General features: G+C 59.3%; 11 protein-coding genes and 5 pseudogenes. 4 read left to right on the top strand and 12 right to left on the bottom strand.

Annotation, left to right across the window (positions count from 1 at the left end):
• The first annotated feature begins 127 nt into the window (after positions 1-127).
• On the top strand, positions 128-643 hold the full coding sequence (locus JJB74_RS32305) for an ABC transporter substrate-binding protein (RefSeq protein WP_200598657.1): 516 nt from the start codon (positions 128-130) through the stop codon (positions 641-643).
• 333 nt (positions 644-976) lie between these two features.
• Here JJB74_RS32305 and JJB74_RS33600 read toward each other — a convergent pair.
• The 6 genes and pseudogenes from JJB74_RS33600 to icmF all read right to left on the bottom strand — a co-directional run.
• Positions 977-1,742 (bottom strand): annotated as a pseudogene (locus tag JJB74_RS33600) (IS5 family transposase); the annotation flags it as partial.
• Positions 1,743-1,990: 248 nt separating this feature from the next.
• A pseudogene (locus JJB74_RS32295) lies at positions 1,991-2,770 on the bottom strand (enoyl-CoA hydratase).
• On the bottom strand, positions 2,746-3,327 hold the full coding sequence (locus JJB74_RS32290) for a cob(I)yrinic acid a,c-diamide adenosyltransferase (protein ID WP_200598655.1): 582 nt from the start codon (positions 3,325-3,327) through the stop codon (positions 2,746-2,748). Before JJB74_RS32290 ends, JJB74_RS32295 begins: the two are co-directional and overlap by 25 nt.
• A 25-nt stretch (positions 3,328-3,352) precedes the next feature.
• Positions 3,353-3,613, bottom strand: a complete 261-nt coding sequence (locus tag JJB74_RS32285; RefSeq protein WP_200598654.1) for a hypothetical protein — start codon at positions 3,611-3,613, stop codon at positions 3,353-3,355.
• Positions 3,610-5,406, bottom strand: a complete 1,797-nt coding sequence (locus JJB74_RS32280; protein ID WP_200598659.1) for an acyl-CoA dehydrogenase — start codon at positions 5,404-5,406, stop codon at positions 3,610-3,612. Before JJB74_RS32280 ends, JJB74_RS32285 begins: the two co-directional genes overlap by 4 nt.
• Before the next feature lie 281 nt (positions 5,407-5,687).
• Positions 5,688-8,966 carry a fused isobutyryl-CoA mutase/GTPase IcmF gene (gene icmF, locus JJB74_RS32275; RefSeq protein WP_200598653.1) on the bottom strand — a complete coding sequence of 1,093 codons (3,279 nt, stop codon included), beginning with the start codon at positions 8,964-8,966 and terminating at the stop codon, positions 5,688-5,690.
• 333 nt (positions 8,967-9,299) lie between these two features.
• On the opposite strand from icmF, the gene JJB74_RS32270 reads away from it, so the two are divergent.
• Complete coding sequence (locus JJB74_RS32270) at positions 9,300-10,310, top strand: AraC family transcriptional regulator (protein ID WP_200598652.1); 1,011 nt, start codon at positions 9,300-9,302, stop codon at positions 10,308-10,310.
• Between the two features lie 108 nt (positions 10,311-10,418).
• On the opposite strand, the gene JJB74_RS32265 is transcribed toward JJB74_RS32270, so the two are convergent.
• Complete coding sequence (locus JJB74_RS32265) at positions 10,419-11,003, bottom strand: enoyl-CoA hydratase/isomerase family protein (protein ID WP_200598651.1); 585 nt, start codon at positions 11,001-11,003, stop codon at positions 10,419-10,421.
• Positions 11,004-11,308: 305 nt separating this feature from the next.
• On the opposite strand from JJB74_RS32265, the pseudogene JJB74_RS32260 reads away from it, so the two are divergent.
• A pseudogene (locus JJB74_RS32260) lies at positions 11,309-11,946 on the top strand (transposase); the annotation flags it as partial.
• Here the strand turns inward: JJB74_RS32260 and JJB74_RS32255 are convergent.
• From JJB74_RS32255 to JJB74_RS32245, 3 genes and pseudogenes are all read right to left on the bottom strand, one after another.
• Positions 11,855-12,625, bottom strand: a complete 771-nt coding sequence (locus JJB74_RS32255; protein ID WP_200598650.1) for an AMP-binding protein — start codon at positions 12,623-12,625, stop codon at positions 11,855-11,857. The pseudogene JJB74_RS32260 and the gene JJB74_RS32255 overlap by 92 nt on opposite strands.
• A 147-nt stretch (positions 12,626-12,772) precedes the next feature.
• Entirely contained in the window at positions 12,773-13,564 is a 792-nt protein-coding gene (locus JJB74_RS32250; RefSeq protein ID WP_200598649.1) for an enoyl-CoA hydratase/isomerase family protein, read from the bottom strand.
• A pseudogene (locus tag JJB74_RS32245) lies at positions 13,561-14,631 on the bottom strand (acyl-CoA dehydrogenase family protein). Before JJB74_RS32245 ends, JJB74_RS32250 begins: the two are co-directional and overlap by 4 nt.
• Positions 14,632-14,859: 228 nt before the next feature.
• Between JJB74_RS32245 and JJB74_RS32240 the strand changes: the two are divergent.
• Positions 14,860-15,855 (top strand): NAD(P)H-dependent flavin oxidoreductase, encoded by a 996-nt coding sequence (locus JJB74_RS32240; RefSeq protein WP_267913236.1) that lies wholly within the window; start codon positions 14,860-14,862, stop codon positions 15,853-15,855.
• 158 nt (positions 15,856-16,013) lie between these two features.
• Here JJB74_RS32240 and JJB74_RS32235 read toward each other — a convergent pair.
• Together JJB74_RS32235 and JJB74_RS32230 are read right to left on the bottom strand one after the other, a co-directional pair.
• Positions 16,014-16,316: pseudogene (locus tag JJB74_RS32235) on the bottom strand (DUF3734 domain-containing protein); the annotation flags it as partial.
• Positions 16,317-16,462: 146 nt separating this feature from the next.
• A complete protein-coding gene (locus JJB74_RS32230; RefSeq protein ID WP_325170218.1) occupies positions 16,463-16,801 on the bottom strand; it encodes a patatin-like phospholipase family protein in 339 nt (112 codons plus the stop codon).
• Between the last annotated feature and the right edge of the window lie 231 nt (positions 16,802-17,032).

The raw sequence follows: 17,032 nt of genomic DNA, 5'->3' as shown, positions 1-17,032 counted from the left end.
TTTATAACCGCCAGCGGCGTCACTCACGCCTTGGCTACGTTTCGCCAGCGCAGTTCGCTGGAAACATCAGCAAAACCACGCTGGCCGCTTGAAACGGCAGTGTCCATTATTGACAGTACACCTCATCGTGTATTTCACACTTGCACGCGCCGGCGCCCAAGCGATTCGAAAGGTGTACGACATGGGCTGGCGCCCCCAGCAGCAGTACATGACGTATGTAGCGGCCTTCATCAAGTCGACCTTCGAGCCGGCCGGATTGGATAAGTCAACTGGTGTGATGTCATTGGCATACGTGAAAGACACTGCTCAATCGACTTGGGATAAAGATGCCGAAACGATTGAGTTCAAGGAATTCATGAAGAAGTACGTTCCGAACGAGGACGTGACCAGTGGAATTGCAGTTGGCGGCTACCTCTCTGCTCAGGCAATCGAATATGTCCTTCGGCAAGCAGGTGACAACCTCACCCGTGAAAACGTCCTGCGCCAAGCAACCAGCCTGAAGAACGTTCGTTTCAAAATGATGCTGCCTGGGCTGACTTTAAACAACTCCTCTACTAATTACTCGCCGTACAGCAAGTTTCAGCTTCTTCGCTTTAATGGCAAGGAAATGGAACAGATCGGAGAGATCATGAGTGGCAAGTAACTGCAGAAATCGTCCACCAATGCCGTTCGCTATTGCAGTCTGCGATAACGGACGGCACATGCGTTTCATAGGTCCTACCAAGCTGCAACATATTCTCCTTGAAAGATTGGCTCAGGTACTGCTACGGTACTAATACTGTTTTTAACACGCTTGGCTTCTTCGCACCCAATCGCGGTACGCATCTGGTCCCGATGAAAGCGAAATTTCGTCTGAGATGAATTGCTCCGGATAGATCCTGCCGGAACCAATAAGAGGAATAAGTTCATGCCAATGCGGCTGAACAGAGCAGATGCCGGTGTGGAATGAAAACGGCCCGTCGCATGTCTTGCGGCGCCAGCAGATGATGGCGCAGCTCAATCTGAGGAACGCTTCATGGATTTCAGCCCGGCGTTCATAGCGCACACGCAGCCGACGGAATTAATGCAGTCAGACGATCGCGCGTTCTACGAATCAGCGGGTCAGGCTCATATGGTTGTCGTGCGCAGTGCATCGCTTGCCGCTCTGCGAGCAGATACGACGTTGTTGCAGATTGCGTCAATAATGCTGACAGTTATAACTGCGGTCAGCCTAAACATAGCTGGGACGCGTCAAAAGGCGGCCGCGCCGCCACCGGTCGACGGTACTTCAGCGAGCAACTCCAGCAATTGCGTCGAATCGTGCCGATTGGATGCTGTGAGAATGACATTCAGCGGTGTGCCGTTGCCGTCAACGACGAGGTGATACTTGCTTTCCGCCTTGCCCCGATCAGTCGAGTTGGGCCCAGTTTTTCCCCATACACGGCATGCACCCACGAACTGTTGGCAATCACGCGGGAGAAATCGAGCCGGTCGACGTTGCGCAGCTTCGCGAGCAGAGCGGAATGCAACTTGACCCACACGCCAGCCTTTTGGCAGTCGCGTGCGCGACGCCAACAGGTCATGCTCGAACCGCATCCCATTTGTTGGAATAGCATGTCCCAAGAAATGCCCGATTGCAGCACGAACAGAATACCGGTCAGCACGCGCCGCTCTTCGAGCCGCTTGCGGCCAGAACGGGTGGTGCGCCGGCACGAGGTAGGGCGACGTCCACCGCGTAGGGTAGTACGGATATTCCTCGACATCCTTCTTGGCCGAATCCAGGTCGTTGAATGCTTCGCACGACCGCTCACGAACCAACTGCTGGGTCTGGCCCATGGCGACGTACACCTTCCCGGGCTGGGTATTGGACCCGGAGGGCGCGCACCTGGCGGTCTACAGTATCTCCCGGATGCGGGGCTCCTCGACAGCGGTTGGAAGAAAGGCTTGCACTGCACGCCTCCCAGAAATCAGGGCACGGGCGCCGGTGGCGCTTAGACCCGAGTCCACGATACTATTCATGTCGGAAATCCGGCTGCCGCTTTTCCAGGAAGCCCGACATGCCTTCCTTCCGGTCGGCGGTGGCAAACAAGGCGTGGAATGCGCGCCGCTCGAACAGCACGCCTTCGGACAGCGGGCTTTCGTAAGCGCGATTGACAGCTTCCTTGGCCATCATCACGCTCGGCAGCGACATCGATGCGATGACGGTCGCCGCTACCATCGCTTCCTCTTCCAGCTGGTCGGCGGGGACGACCAGCGAGACCAGGCCGGCCCGCTCGGCTTCGGCCGCATCCATCATGCGGCCGGTCAGCACCATGTCCATCGCCTTGGCCTTGGACACCGCCCGCGGAAGCTGATGCGTTCCGCCGGCACCGGGAATGATGCCGAGCTTGATTTCCGGCTGCCCAAAGCGGGCATTTTCGGCTGCAATGATGAAATCGCACATCGTGGCCAGCTCGCAACCACCGCCAAGCGCGAATCCGGCCACCGCAGCGATAACTGGCTTCTTCACGCGCAGGATCGTTTCCCAGTTGCGGCCGATCAGATCGCTCTTGAACACACCGGGGAACGCCTAGTCGCGCATCGTGCCAATGTCGGCGCCGGCCGCAAATGCCTTCGCGTTCCCGGTCAGGATGATGCAGCCGATGTCCGGATCGGCATCCATGTCCTGCAAAGCCGCGCCGAGAGCCTCCATCAATGCGTCGTTCAGGGCGTTCAGCTGGGCCGGGCGGTTGAGCTGGATGATGCCGACACGGCCGGCACACCGGGTCAGCAGAATGGCGTCTTCTTGCATGTTTCCCCCTTTCGTTGAATCCATACGACATCAATGACCCCGGCGCAGCGGTTCAGCTCGCGGGCGACGACGAACAAAAGGTCCGACAGCCGATTGAGATAGCGCCGCAGCTCAGCCCTGACCTCCGTGTCCTGACGGTGCAGTGCAAGCACTGCGCGTTCCGTGTTGCGGCAGGCGGTACGTGCAAGATGCGCCAGTGCAGCGGCGGGAGTGCCGCCCGGCAAAATGAAGTCCGCCAGGCGCCCGAGATGCTCGTTAATTTCGTCGAGTTGCCGTTCCAGTCGGGCTACCTGCGCATCGGTGATCCGGGCACTGCCCGGTATGCAAAGCTCTGCGCCCAGATCGAACAGCTCGTGCTGCACATCGGCCAGGCACTCGGAGATATGCGCGGGCACGCTCGCTTGCGCGAGGATGGTGCCGATGAATGCATTAAGATGGTCGACTTGCCCCATCGCCTCAACGCGCGCACTGTCCTTGTCGACACGTGATCCATCGCCGAGTCCGGTGGTGCCGTCGTCGCCGGTGCGGGTGTATATTTTGGTGAGCCTGTTTCCCATCTGAGGTCCTCGAGTCGGAAGCGAATCACGCGGCCGCGGTGGTGTGCCGGCCGCGCAGCAAAATCTTGTGCAAGTCTTCTGGCGCCATCTCGTCCGCCACCTGCCGGCAGTATGAGAGCACGTCCGCGTCGATTACCAGGCCCATCTTCTCAGCCTGCATGCAGCGGATAAGCGCCAGTTTCTTGTGCCGGAACCGAACGGAGCGTTGCAACAGGGCCTGCATCGCCTCTCCACTGCCAGCCACGTTCACCGCGCGCTTGAGCTGGCGTACATCCCGGCGCTTCATGCGCTATCCCCCCACGCAGTGTCCGCGAAATCGAGTGCTGCGTCGGCGCCGTGTACGATGCCGGATGCGAGCGCTGTTGCATGCGGCAGCAGCTGCTCGGCATAGAAGCGGGCGCTGTGTAACACGGCCGCCCGTTGTTCCGGCGAAAGCGGCGCATGCAGCGCAGCGGTCATTCGCCGCGCATGCATCCATCCCCCGCAGACTGTGCCCCAGAGTTCCAGGTAGGGTACCGAACCCGCGTACAGCTTGCGCGGCGCCGAATTCTGCTCCTTCAGCATCCAGTCCACGACCTCCCGCAATGCCTGGCAGGCGTCGCCCAGCCGGACGGATAGTGCGCGCGCAGCGGAATGGTCGAGGTTTGCCAAGGCCGTGGCATCCGCGGCGATTTCTTCAAGCAAGGACGATACTGTGGTGCCGCCGTCGCGCAAGGTCTTCCGGCCCACCAGGTCGTTCGCCTGGATGGCCGTCGTCCCTTCGTAAATGGTGATGATGCGGGCATCCCGGAAATACTGCGCGGCCCCGGTCTCCTCGATGAAGCCCATGCCGCCGAATATCTGCAGGGCATTATAGGTGACGCCTTGCGCCGTCTCGGTAAACCAGCCCTTGAGCACCGGGATCAGCAATTCCATGCGGCTCCTTGCCCGCTCCATCGCCTCGGTGCCGGCGGCAGCCGCGTGCGCAATATCCTTCTGCATCGCCACATACATGGCGAGCGCGCGCATCGCATCGATCTTACTCTTCATCGATAGCAGCAGGCGCCGCACGTCCGGATGGCGAATGATCGTGTTGCCATGGCTGCCGTCGTCGCCGACCGCCTTGCCCTGTACCCTCTCCCGCGCATAGGCCAATGCATGCTGATAGGCGCGTTCGGAAATCGCCAGCCCCTGGAGTCCGACTGAAAAGCGTGCCTCGTTCATCATGATGAACATGTATTCCAGGCCATGGTTCTCTTCGCCGACCAGGTAACCCACTGCTCCATTCTGTTCACCGAACAGCATGACGGCGGTCGGGCTGCCGTGGATTCCGAGCTTGTGCTCGATCGACGCGCACCGCAGGTCGTTGCGGGCCCCGAGCGTGCCATCCGCGTTCACCAAGTATTTCGGCACGACGAACAGCGAAATCCCCTTTACGCCCTTGGGCGCATCCGGCGTTCGGGCCAGCACCAGGTGGACAATGTTGTCGGTGAAGTCGTGCTCACCGTAAGTGATGAAGATCTTCTGCCCGGTGATCCGATAGCTGCCGTCTTGCTGCCGCACGGCCTTCGTCTGGATCGCCGCCAGGTCCGAGCCCGCGCCCGGTTCCGTCAGGTTCATGGTGCCGGTCCATCCACCGCTGACTAGCTTTTCCAGGTAGGTCGCCTTCAGCTCGTCGCCGGCCGCCGTGAGAAGCGCTTCGATTGCGCCGTTGGTCAGCATCGGGCACAGGGCGAAGCTGAAACTGGCGGCGTGCCACATTTCATCGACGATCGTTGCCGCCACCGCAGGCAAGCCCTGGCCGCCGTACTGCTCGGGAAAGCGCAATCCGTTCCATCCGCCTTCGCAGAAAGCACGATAAACATCCCTGAACCCGTCAGCGGTCACGACCCGTGAATCCTCCCAGCGAGCGCCCTGGACATCGCCCTGGCGATTGACCGGATCGATCTTCTCGCCCGCAAAGCGGCCCGCCTCGTCGGCGACTGACAGCAGCGTATCCCTGTCCAGGTCGTAGCCGCAGCGCTGAGCGTGGCCAGCGAAGTCGAACACGTGAGTAACTAGAAAATCGATGTCGCTTAGCGGAGCGCGATATTGACTCATATTACCTTTTCCATACGTTGAATTTTGTGAAAAAACTTGGGCGGACACGGAAATAAGGTATGCAATTTGGCGGCCGAAGCGGAATGCAGTGCCAGGCAACGCCCCTCTTCCCCTTCCCTTCTACCGAAGAGAGAAAAGCGTGATCGGCTTCCCTCTCCACGTCGTGGAGAGGGATTGAGGGAGAGGTTGGCGCAGCGGCACGAGTATCACAAGCGACCGGCAACGCGGCAACGCACCCGCTAAGACCAGAAAAATTGGGCAACGTATTCCTGCGCGGCACCTTACATGCTGCGTCGGTACTGACCGCCGACTTCGAACAACGCGGAGGTAATCTGTCCCAGCGAGCAGACCCGCACCGCATCCATCAGCACGGCGAACACGTTGCCATCGTCGATGACTGTCTGCTGTAAGCGCTGCAGCATCACCGCCGCCTGCGCTGCGTTGCTTGTTTGGAAATCAGCCAGGCGCGCAAGCTGCGATTGCTTCTCTTCGTCGGTCGAACGCGCCAGCTCCAGAGTCTGCTGCGTGGCGTTGCCCTTGGGATTGCGGAAGGTGTTGACGCCGATGATCGGCAGCGTACCGTCGTGCTTCAGGTGTTCGTAATACATCGACTCTTCCTGGATCCTGCCGCGTTGGTAGCCGGTTTCCATCGCACCCAGCACGCCGCCGCGCTCGGCGATCCGCTCGAATTCCTGCAGCACGGCTTCTTCCACCAGGTCGGTTAATTCCTCGATGATGAACGAGCCCTGGTTGGGGTTCTCGTTCTTCGCCAGGCCCCATTCGCGATTGATGATCAGCTGGATCGCCAGCGCCCGGCGAACCGATTCATCGGTCGGCGTGGTGATCGCTTCATCAAAGGCGTTGGTGTGCAGTGAGTTGCAGTTGTCGTAGATCGCAATCAGTGCCTGCAACGTGGTACGGATGTCGTTAAAGTCGATTTCCTGAGCGTGCAGCGAGCGACCTGATGTCTGGATGTGGTACTTGAGCTTTTGCGAGCGCTCATTGGCGCCGTATTTTTCCTTCATAGCCACCGCCCAGATTCGGCGCGCCACGCGCCCCAGCACGGTGTATTCCGGGTCCATGCCATTGCTGAAGAAGAACGACAGGTTGGGCGCGAAATCATCGATGTGCATGCCGCGCGCCAGGTAGGCTTCAACGAAGGTGAAGCCATTTGACAGCGTGAACGCAAGCTGCGAGATCGGGTTCGCGCCGGCCTCGGCGATGTGGTAGCCCGAGATCGATACCGAATAGAAATTGCGCACCTGGTGGTCGACGAAGAACTGTTGGATGTCGCCCATCACCTTCAGGCTGAACTCGGTCGAGAAGATGCAGGTGTTCTGGCCCTGATCTTCCTTCAGGATGTCGGCCTGCACCGTGCCGCGCACGTTCTGCAGCACCCACTCCTTAATCTTGGTGGCTTCGTCGTCGGTCGGCTCGCGGTTATTATCGGCGCGGAACTTGTCCATCTGCTGGTCGATCGCGGTGTTCATAAACATCGCCAGAATGGTCGGTGCCGGGCCGTTGATGGTCATTGATACCGAGGTGGTCGGGCTGCACAGGTCGAAGCCGTCATACAGCACCTTCATGTCGTCCAGCGTCGCGATCGAGACACCGGAATTGCCGACCTTGCCATAGATATCAGGCCGCGGTGCAGGGTCGGCGCCGTACAGCGTGACCGAGTCGAATGCGGTCGACAGCCGCTTGGCCGGCATGCCTTCGGACACCAGTCTGAAACGGCGGTTGGTCCGGAAGGCGTCACCTTCGCCCGCAAACATGCGGGTCGGGTCTTCATTTTCGCGCTTGAATGCGAACACGCCCGCGGTGTAGGGGAAGGATCCGGGTACGTTTTCCAGCATCAGCCAACGCAGGATTTCGCCGTGGTCTTCATATTTCGGCAGGCTGACCTTGCGTATCGTATTGCCTGACAGGGTCTTGTAGACGAGGCGGGTACGGATCTCCTTGTCGCGGATCTTGACCACGTAATCGTCGCCGGCATAGGCCTTTTGCATGTCCGGCCACATGACGAGCAGTTTCCTGGCGGCCGCGTCGAGGTTGGTGTCGCGTTCGGCGATGACATCGTCGAACGCGACATCTTTTCCAGCTGCCGTAAGCATGCGCTTCGCTTCCTGCAACTGCTGCCGCTCGCGCGCCAGCTTTACCTGCTTCTTCACATGCTGGTGGTAGCCGCGCACGGTATCCGCAATCTCGGCGAGGTAGCGGGTGCGGGCCGGCAGAACGATCGCATTCCGGCCGGACGAAAAGCGCACGTCTACTTGGGCCAGCTTGCCCGGTTTCGCGTTCAACCCCAGTTCAGCCAGCTTCGGCAGCAAGCCCTGGTACAGGGCGGTAACGCCGTCGTCGTTGAAGCGCGAAGCCTGAGTGCCGTAGACCGGCATATCTTCCGGACGCTGGTTCCACAGCTCCCGGTTGCGCTGGACCTGCTTGGCGACATCGCGCAAGGCATCCTGCGCGCCCTTGCGGTCGAACTTGTTGATGGCAACGAAGTCGGCAAAGTCGAGCATGTCGATCTTCTCCAGTTGCGAAGCAGCGCCGAACTCCGGCGTCATCACATACATCGACGCATCCACATGCGGGACGATGGCCGCGTCGCCCTGGCCGATGCCGGAAGTCTCGACGATCACCAGGTCGAAGCCGGCTACCTTGCAGGCGGCGAGCACGTCGGGCAGCGCCTGCGAAATTTCCGATCCAGCTTCGCGCGTGGCCAGCGAGCGCATGAACACGCGAGACTGGCTGTTCCATGGATTGATCGCGTTCATGCGGATGCGATCGCCCAGGAGGGCGCCGCCGGACTTGCGGCGGGACGGATCGATTGAAATCAGCGCAATGTTGAGCGCATCGTCCTGGTCGAGCCGGAAGCGCCGGATCAATTCGTCGGTCAGCGAGGACTTGCCTGCGCCGCCTGTACCGGTGATGCCGAGCACCGGCGTCTTGATGGTGTCGGCGGCCTTATGTAGCGCCTTCCTCAGCGCCGGATCGGCCTTGCCGTTTTCGAGGGCCGTGACCAGCTGTGCCAGGGGCCGCTGGCGCGCCACCATGTCGCCGCTGGTCAAGGCATCGAGCGAGACCGGCGCATACGGAGACAGGTCCACGTCACATGCCTTGATGATTTCCAGGATCATCCCGTTGAGCCCTAGCCGCTGACCGTCTTCCGGACTAAAAATGCGTGTCACGCCGTACGCATGCAGCTCGGCGATCTCGGCCGGCACGATCACGCCGCCGCCGCCGCCGAACACCTTGATATGGGCGCCGCCGCGCTCCTTGAGGAGATCGATCATGTACTTGAAGTACTCGACATGGCCGCCCTGGTAGCTGGATATCGCAATACCTTGCGCGTCTTCCTGCAGCGCGGCGGTCACGATCTCGTCGACCGAGCGGTTGTGACCAAGATGAATCACCTCGGCGCCGTTGCTCATCAGGATGCGGCGCATGATGTTGATCGAGGCGTCGTGGCCGTCGAACAGCGAGGCGGCGGTGACGAAACGTACCTTGTTGGCAGGCTTGTACTCGGTCAGTTTCTTGGCTTCGGAAAGATCGGTCATAGGATAAACTTCCTTTGCGGTTCGGTGCTCGCAACTGGTCCTAACGCTGGCTGCGCTCGGAGAATGGGCAGGGGATGAGCTTTTGTCCGCGCCCTGCACGTCGAGAAATCCGTAAGTTTGTACATATGCCGCTTCCCGGGAGCGACTACGGGTTCGAAGAAATCGTACCAAGTATAAAAATCATCGGCGGCGGCGGCGATGCTCGAAATTCTCAAATTGGATGCAAGAATTTGCCACCCGCCCACCTATTGGTGTGCCGTGGAGAAACAAGCATGAATAGACCCTCGGGCCGAATATAATCGGAGCGTCTTGCCGGCAAAGGATTCGGAGCGCATGGAAAAAGGCAATATCTCAATCTATTTTGTGCACTCCGCGCTCGAACCGATCATTGAACGCGGTTTGAACGCCGAAGCCCTGCTTCGCAGGGCAGGTATCTCTTCCGCGCTGCTGCAGTCGCCGCAAAGCCGGGTCACGGCCCAGAATTTCAGTACCTTGTGGCTCGGCGTGGCGCGGGAGCTTGATGACGAACTGTTCGCCCAAGATTCCCGCCGAATGAAGGTGGGAAGCTTCGCAATGCTGTGCCAATTGCTGATTCATTGCGACACCCTCAACACTGCGCTGTTGAGGATGGCGCGCTTCTTCAACCTGATTCTCGACGATTTCTATTGCAACCTGGAAACAGACGCGCAGCATGCGTTTTTGACGATACGTGAGCAGCCTGGTCCACGGGCGCCCCGGGTGTTCGGCTACGAGACATTGCTGATGATGCAGCACGGGCTCGCCTGTTGGCTGGTTGGACGTCGGATTCCGGTCCTGGCGTCGGCCTTCGCCTATCCGGAGCCTTCGCGCAGCGCTGAGTATCACCTGATGTACTCCGCGGAGCTGCGCTTCAACGAGGAGGCCACGTCGCTGATGTTCGACAAATCGTATCTAGATCTGCCGGTGATTCAGAACGAACGTACCGTCAAGGACTTCATCCGGCAAGCACCCTCCAATATCGTCATGAAATACAAGAATGCGATGGGCCTTTCCGCACAAATCCGCCGCCGGCTTCGAACGGCGGCACGCACGGAATGGCCGGAATTCGACGATTTTGCCCAGAGCCTGAACATGACGCCGTCTACGCTGCGTCGCCGCCTTGAAGACGAGGGACAGTCGTTTCGGGAGATAAAGGACCAGTTGCGGCGGGATATCGCGATTGACTATCTCTGTCACACAGGCAGGAGTATCGCCGACATCGCCACCGAGCTGGGATTTGCGGAGACTAGCGCTTTTCACCGGGCGTTCAAGAAGTGGACAGGGTCGCGCCCGGGCGAATATCGGCAACGGATGGTCAACAAGTGAGCGGCTGGTAGATATTTACCAGCCGGCGCGTTTTGTGCCCAATTGGCGACCGGCTGTCAAACCCCTTGCATTGAAATACCAGCCCTGCCCGCACTACCGCAGCCAAGCTCAACGCGGGCGTTGGCCTATAGCGTCGAGCCGCGCGGCCAGCTCCGATGATCTCAGCGATTGCTCGTAATGACCTCGCGGCACCTCCTCGTGCGCCATAGTGGCGGTTTTCGCCATTAGGTCGACTTTCATGGTGGCGAGCACTTTGGGCTCGCACGCTAGGATGCTTTTGATGTAGGCAGGCACGGTCGCATCCAACTGGTCGCGTGCGACCAGCTCGTGCAGAAAGCCGTTGCGCAGCATTTCCTCGTCGCCGATGGCCTGCGCTATCAGGAACGGTTTCTTCGACGCGGCCAAGCCTAGCAGCGTAATGTAGTGCCGCATGCCGCCGGGATAGTAATGCAGTCCGATGCGCCCGGCCGGCATCGGAAAGCGGCTGCCGCGTACGCCGATACGGAAATCGCAGCACATGGCGAGATCGGTGGCGTCGTCATAGACCCTGCCGTTCAGCGCGCATAGGGTCGGGAAAGGAAAGCGCTCGATATGGTCCAGCATGTCTTCGAAGCGGCAATCGAGCTGGTCGCGGATTGCGCCAAGCGTGTAGCCGAAGCTGAAGGTCTTGTCGCCGGTGCCGGTGATTGTCAAGCAATTGCGGCGCGACATGGCCATTGACTATCTTTACCATATATTGAAAAGCAGCGCGGAGATCGCTGCGAAGTTTGGACTTGCCGTAGTTAGTGCACTCCACCGAGCGTTCAAAAAATGGGCCGGCGCTTCGCGAAGTCAATACCGAACGATCCTTCATAAGCAGGAGTCGCCTTCTGGCGATATAACTGCTGCCCAGAAGATAAAGGCAACTTCAAGTTTACGTGACCCTGTCCCAAGAAACCGTACCGATCCAAAGTTGGATTTTACGGCGTGTTTTTTCCTGATGAGGCAGGAGGCATGCCATAAAGAAGAGCAAGTTTACGGCGCAGCAAATTGCGTTTGCGCTCAAGCAGGCGGAACTGGGCACCCCGGTTGAGGAAGTCTGCCGGAAGGTCGGCAACAGTGATGCCACCTTTTACAACTGGAAGAAGAAGTACGGTGGCCTGACGCCGTCCGAGATGCGGCGCTTGCGCCAGTTGGAAGAAGAGAACACCAAGCTCAAGAAGCTGGTGGCGGCTCTATCGTTGGATAAGGCGATGCTGTAGGACGTGCTGTCAAAAAAGCTTTGAAGCCTTCCCGCAAACACAGCCTGATCGACGAACTGCGGGACCGTCATCGGGCCAGCCTGACGCAAACCTGCGCGTTGTTTGGCATGTCGCGCTCGGTGTATGGCTATCGGTCAGTGGCGCGAGACTCCTCGGCACTGACCATGCGCATTAAGGAAATTGCTGCTACGCGCGTGCATTATGGTTACAAGCGGGTGCATGTGATGCTGCGGCGGGAAGGCTGGCGAGACAATCTGAAGCGGGTCTATCGGCTCTACAAGCAGGAAGGCTTGTCGCTGCGCTTCAAGCGGCCCAAGCGCAATAAGGCGGCGCGATTGCGCCAGCCAAAGCAAACCGCGACGGCGATGAACCACATCTGGAGCAGGGATTTCGTGGTGGGTAGAGCGGCAGCGCATGCAGCATGACATCGCCGGCATTGATTTCGCCCTCAACAATGCAGCTGACGTACTCCCACATCACTGCCTCATGGGTCAGCATGGCCCCCTTGGGCTGCGACTCCGTGCCGCTGGTGTAAATAATTTGAAGGACTGAGCGCGGGTCGACGGATGGAAGCACAACTTTCGGAATCTCCGCCGTCAATAGGTCCTCAAAGTGCGCCATGGTTTCCGGACCGTTTTGGCCATCCTCCTCTCCTGGCAGCCAGATACATTCCCTGACACTGTTTTCCTTCTGCAGGGCAGCCGCCGCGAGCGGTTCGGATCTCGAGCCGACGAGGAACATCGTCGCGCCACAGCTCCTAAGGATGAACCCCACCTCCTCCGCATTCAGCATGAAGTTGATTGGCACAAGCACCGCCCCCGTGCGTGCCAACGCAAACCTCATCGCTGCAAAGGCGTGCGAATTACGCGAGAGGACGGCGACACGGTCCCCGGCGTGCACACCTCTTGCCGTCAGTGCCTTGGCAAGCCTCGTGCAAATCTGGTCGAACTCACTGTAGGTCCAGGAAATCCCACCGCATACAATCGCAATCTTCTGCGGCGAACGTGCCGCGGTGCGGCGGAGCAGATCGCCAATAGTATGCTGACGGGCCGCGTCGAACGAAGTGGGGGTCATACGTCTCCTTGAATGGGAAGACTGCCTACCCAATGGTTGGCAGCACACAACAGACAGACGAATCCGAGCCTATGTTCAGGACACCAGCCGTCAAGGCGCACGGTGCCTCGCTGTGAAGCGCGACGAGTGCGTCGCACCGTGACGGCATCACTTTCCCTGATACTGCGGCACGCGCTTTTCGAAGAAAGCATTGATGCCTTCTGCAAAGTCTTGGGTCACGGCACAGGCTGCGAAACTGTCCGCCTCGACATCAAGCTGGGCGCGCAGGGTCCGGTCGAACGAATCCCGCACCAGGCGCTTTAAACGCCCCATCGCAATGGGCGGGCCCGCTGCGAGTCGCGCGGCGAGCTTTAGGGTTTCTTCCTGCAGACTGCTCGCCGTAACCACACGGTTGACCAAGCCAATCCGCAGAGCTTCGGCCGCGTCAAATGTGTCACCCAGCAAGGAAATTTCCATGGCACGTCGCATGCCGACCAGTCGCGGCAAGGCCCAGGAAGATGAGCAGTCAGAACTGGCGCCGATGTTGACATAGGCGAGGTTGAAACGGGTCCCTTCAGCGGCAATCGCAAGGTCGCATGCGAGGGCGACCCCCAATCCGCCACCGGCCACGACGCCATGCATGCTGGCCAGCACCGGCGCGTCCATGGCGGCCAGCAGCGCAATACCGGCATGCATGGGCGTGATGAGCGCGTGCGCCATCTCGAAAGGCTTGCTCTTCATTGCGGAAAGGTCGCCGCCGGCGATGAAGGCACGACCCTCGCCGCTGATGACCACTGCCCGCACTTCCCTGTCTTCCGACGCCGACTCGCAGGCCGCCAGGAACGCATTCGCGGTCGGCACATCAATTGCGTTCAGTACCGCCGGACGGTTGAAACGGATATGGGCGACGCCTCCTTCGCGCCAGTAGCGCAACGGCACGTTTTCTTCGGGCTGGGTCATGCCTCTTCCTCCTCGTAGGGCGTGTAGTAGGGCAGCGTGGCCCCGCGGTTTGCCTTAGCCTGGCCATGTTTGTTACCTGCCAATACACGCAGATGCGCCTCATCCGGGCCATCGAAGAAGCGCATCGCGCGACCCCGGGAAAACAGGAAGGCCAGCGGCGTATCCGGAGTTATTTCCATCGCGCCGAACACTAGGATGGCGCGGTCGAGCACCCGGGTCTGTAACTGCGCAGCAACCAGCTTGATCGCGGAAACGTCGATGCGCGCCGCCTGGTTGCCCTGCTGGTCCATCAGCCAGGCAGCCGGCAGCACCCACAGCCGCGTCTTATCGATCTGCACGCGAGAATACCCGATCCAGTCCTGTATGTTCGCAACCTCCGATAGATGCCTGCCAGAGGCACGGCGCTCCAGCGCGCGCGCACATCGTCTCCCGCGCCAATTCGCTCTGGCCGATCGTACGCATGCAGTGATGGACACGCACCGGATCCTGACGCGCTTGCGCCAGCGCGAAGCCCTTCCCTTCCGCTCCCAAGAGATTGCTGACAGGGACACGTACCTCCTTGAACAGCATCTCGCAATGGCCTTCAGGCGATTCGTCGCCCCGCGCCGGATGGCGGACTGGATGTTCGTCGCATCGGAGCAGGCGACGTCAGGCTCGGTCATTGCGAAACAGGGCCAAGCTTCGCCGCTCAACAGCGGAGCCAGCCATCGCTCCCTTTGCTCTGCCGACGCAAACATGTGCAGCAACTCCATATTGCCGATGTCAGGCGCATTGCAGTTGAAGACCTTCGAGGCCCAGGGGACGCGACCCATGATCTCTGTCAGAGGCGCATAGTCCAGATTGGTTATGCGCATACCCGGCTCATCTACTTTTGGCGCGGGCAGGAACAGATTCCACACGCCCGCTTCCCGCGCCAGCGCCTTTAGGGAATCGATCATGGCCATCGGATAGGCGCCGTCCGTTGACTGGCGATGCCAGTCGCGATTTGCCGGAAACACGTAGCCCTGCATGAACTCGCGCAGATTCTGCTGCATCGCGAGTGACTCTTCCGAGAATTGGAGATTTATGAACATTCCTAACGATGTGGTTTGAGCTCGGAAGTCGCGGAACGCTTCACGAAAGCCAAGGGGCTGTCGAGAGATTAATGAGGAAGGTTCGGCACAGCATCGTCGGAAAGGACGATTCCTTGGCGGAACAAATGGCGAGCCCTTTTCGCCACGAACCAAAATCGTCGCTTAAGACGACGAAAAGCGTTCTCTCGTATTCAAGAATCGAAGCTGATCCGAAAAGCAAGGATGCGACGGGCTAGTTTGGAGATTGTGATGAAGACACGCGTTACCGAAATGCTGGGAATCCGCTATCCCATTGTGCAAGGCGGCATGCAATGGGTGGGGCGGGCGGAACTCGCCTCCGCGGTATCGAACGCTGGCGGTCTGGGCATTCTTACCGCGCTTACCCAGGAGTCACCGGAGGCCCTTTCACGGGAGATCCGGCGCTGCCGCCAGATGACGGATCGTCCGTTCGGCGTGAATCTGACGATCCTTCCGTCAGTGAAGCCGCCGCCTTATGTGGAATACGTCGAAGCCATCATCGGGGAAGGCATTAAGATCATCGAAACGGCGGGTAACAGTCCAAAGGATTTTATCGCCCGCTTCAAAACCAACGATGTTCGAATTCTCCATAAATGCACGACGCTGCGCCATGCGCTGTCCGCTGAAGCGAATGGAGTCGACATCATCAGCATCGATGGCTTCGAATGCGCCGGGCATCCCGGAGAGGACGATATCGGCGGGCTGGTGCTGATTCCGATCGCTGCCCGGGCTTTAAAGATCCCGGTAATCGCGTCAGGCGGCATTGGCGACGGCTGGGGCCTGGCTGCCGCACTCGCGCTTGGCGCCGAAGGCGTCAACATGGGCACCCGCTTCTGCGCGGTGAAGGAGGCGCCTTTGCATGACAACATCAAGCAGGCCCTCGTCCGCGCCACGGAACGAGACACCAACCTGATCTTCCGAACCCTGCACAACACTGGCCGGGTGCTCAAAACTTCCGTTTCCAACGAAGTGGTGGAAACGGAGCGTCGTCCGGGTGGATGCACCTTCGACGATATCCGGCGTCTCGTGTCCGGACAACGCGGACGGACGGCGCTCGAGACAGGCGACATTGACGCGGGTCTAGTTTGGGCTGGCGAGGTGGTCGGTCTGATCAACGACATTCCGAGCTGTGAAGAACTGATCGAACGCATGGTCGCGGAATGCCGGCAGCGCCTGGCCACTGCCTCTTCCTACTGTTGAACTTCAGCTTCGCCGCATACGCGGCGTCCAAACGGCAAGGCGACGAGCGCCTTGCCGGGCAACCTTGATCTCGCTCGCCTGATTATATGCCTGCAGTTCAATTTCGAGCAGGCCGCTTTCAGGACTTTTTGCCTTTCGTGGAATGGAAATGGCCGGCCTTAGCAGGGTTTGGTCAAGAAGTCATAGATTGCGACGCCCTGCGCCGAATTGGGCAGCGCCAGCACTTCAGGATGCGCCAATGTGACGGTGGCATCGTCGTAGCCGGCGCGCCAATGCTCCACCATCGTGCAACGCGAGAATTCAAAATCCTTGGATTGGCCTTCGTAAGAAGCACTACGATAAATCAGCTGCACAATATTGCAGAATGCCGAATCCGATGCCTGTGCCAGCATTCTGGCTTGCGGCAACTGCGCGAGGTCAGGCGTCATCTGTGCGAGAAGTTCATTGAACGCCTGCGTAAATGTTGTGACCTGATAAAGGCGTCGGTGGAGGAGCGGGTACGACTGGAAAACTGCACATTCTTCATGCGCACTGCCGCCTCAGTCAAGTTCTTGGGTAACGGGCCCCGTACGCTCCAGAAGTCAACCTGGAATATCAGCGTGTCAAGTCAAGATTTGGAAGACAGAACCCAGTCCAATGGCGCATTCGAAACAAAGCCACCATCCCAGTAAAACTCGCCATCCATTTCGACAGCGTCGAATGCCGAAGGAAGAGCGCCGCTTGCCATCATATGCTCGGGCCGAATGACATGGTTCTCATTATCGAAGTATGAGAAGTTTCCTGTTCGAACATTAACGGCACCCACGCTGAAATGCATGGCGCGAGAATTAATCCGGTCAAAATCGACCAAGCGTTCCAGCGTCGTTCTGAGTTCACGGGTGTCGTAATAACTGGTCGCACCGCCGCTCGGCAAGAGGTAGGGGGCGGCATGCGCGGCGTGGAGAATCCCGGGACGCCTCTTGCAACGATCATCCCGGCCGAGAGCCGATTAATCCATTAACGAGACATTGACCTGCCCGGTTTTTCCGGGCCAAGCTAATTTAAGATAGTGGTAATGTCATGGACTCCCTCCTCCGAGGCTCGGTAGACTGGGGGCACGCGAAGCATGGGCATCGCATCCAACGTAGGAGGCAAACATGGCAATCGTACGGGTCGGTTTGGATATCGCAAAGCAGGT

The organism is Noviherbaspirillum pedocola (genome assembly GCF_016632335.1).
Lineage (GTDB): Bacteria > Pseudomonadota > Gammaproteobacteria > Burkholderiales > Burkholderiaceae_D > Noviherbaspirillum_A > Noviherbaspirillum_A pedocola.
This window is presented reverse-complemented; position numbering and strand designations above follow the sequence as displayed.

Excerpts from the sequence above, each read along its gene's own strand:
- JJB74_RS32290 (WP_200598655.1), bottom strand. The coding sequence starts at position 3,327 with ATGGGAAACAGGCTCACCAAAATATACACCCGCACCGGCGACGACGGC.
- JJB74_RS32285 (WP_200598654.1), bottom strand. The coding sequence starts at position 3,613 with ATGAAGCGCCGGGATGTACGCCAGCTCAAGCGCGCGGTGAACGTGGCT.
- JJB74_RS32280 (WP_200598659.1), bottom strand. The coding sequence starts at position 5,406 with ATGAGTCAATATCGCGCTCCGCTAAGCGACATCGATTTTCTAGTTACT.
- icmF (WP_200598653.1), bottom strand. The coding sequence starts at position 8,966 with ATGACCGATCTTTCCGAAGCCAAGAAACTGACCGAGTACAAGCCTGCC.
- JJB74_RS32270 (WP_200598652.1), top strand. The coding sequence starts at position 9,300 with ATGGAAAAAGGCAATATCTCAATCTATTTTGTGCACTCCGCGCTCGAA.
- JJB74_RS32255 (WP_200598650.1), bottom strand. The coding sequence starts at position 12,625 with ATGACCCCCACTTCGTTCGACGCGGCCCGTCAGCATACTATTGGCGAT.
- JJB74_RS32250 (WP_200598649.1), bottom strand. The coding sequence starts at position 13,564 with ATGACCCAGCCCGAAGAAAACGTGCCGTTGCGCTACTGGCGCGAAGGA.
- JJB74_RS32240 (WP_267913236.1), top strand. The coding sequence starts at position 14,860 with ATGCGACGGGCTAGTTTGGAGATTGTGATGAAGACACGCGTTACCGAA.